Source organism: Xanthomonas sp. SHU 308, assembly GCF_000364645.1.
Lineage (GTDB): Bacteria > Pseudomonadota > Gammaproteobacteria > Xanthomonadales > Xanthomonadaceae > Xanthomonas_A > Xanthomonas_A sontii.
The window spans coordinates 1-764 of record NZ_AQOK01000239.1 but is presented as its reverse complement, the minus strand read 5'-3'; the positions used below and the strand labels follow the sequence as shown (position 1 = coordinate 764).

Here is a 764-nt window from a genome sequence, read left to right as displayed (position 1 = left end):
TAGGGTCGGGTTCGCAGATGGCGCAGGCCGAGCCGTCGGACAAGGCGTCGGAAGCGGCGTGATGTGTAACAGGCGCCGTTGTCGGTCAACACGCGCTCCAAGCGCACGCCCAGGCTGCGGTAGTAGCGAACCGCCTGCATCAGGGCCCTGCAGGCACTGAGACCGCGCTCATCGGGCTCGATGGTGCCGAAGGCCACGCGGGAATGATCGTCGATGGCCAGGTGGACGTACTCCCAGCCAATGCCACGGGAGGTGACCGTCCGATCATCGGTCACGCGGTGGCCGGGCTGGCGGAAACGGGCCAGCTTCTTGATGTCCAGATGCAGCAGTTGGCCGGGTTGGGCGTATTCATAGCGATTGTCCGGCAGCGCCGGTTCCAGCTCGGCCAGCCGGTGCAGGCCGGCGCGGCGCAGCAACCGGGCGATGGTGCTTGGTGCCACAGGAAGCTGCCCGGCAATCTGGCGGTAGGTTTGCCGGCAGCGGCGCTGCTCAAGGACCTGATCCACGATGGACTGCGCAATAGCGTGCGGGCAATGACGTGGCCGCGAGGAGCGATCCATCAGCCCCGCCGTGCCTTCTTCCTTGAACCGCCTGAGCCACTTGTAGGCAGTGCGCACGCTGACCCCGGCGGCATGCGCCGCCTCCTCCACGCGCAGCCCATGAACAAGGATGCGATCCACCAGCAGGGCTCGACCGCGAGGGCTCAAACGGGCATGTTTATGCAGGTTCATTCGGGGCTCCTGGGGGCTGGGTTGGCTTGGTAA

Annotated in this window: 1 protein-coding gene; it reads right to left on the bottom strand. The window is 66.2% G+C overall.

Annotated elements, in window-relative coordinates; translation table 11 throughout:
- Positions 1–731, bottom strand: a 731-nt coding sequence (locus D588_RS24365) for a leucine zipper domain-containing protein (RefSeq protein ID WP_081613520.1), incomplete at its 3' end; no start/stop codon positions are given.
- Positions 732–764: the final 33 nt, after the last annotated feature.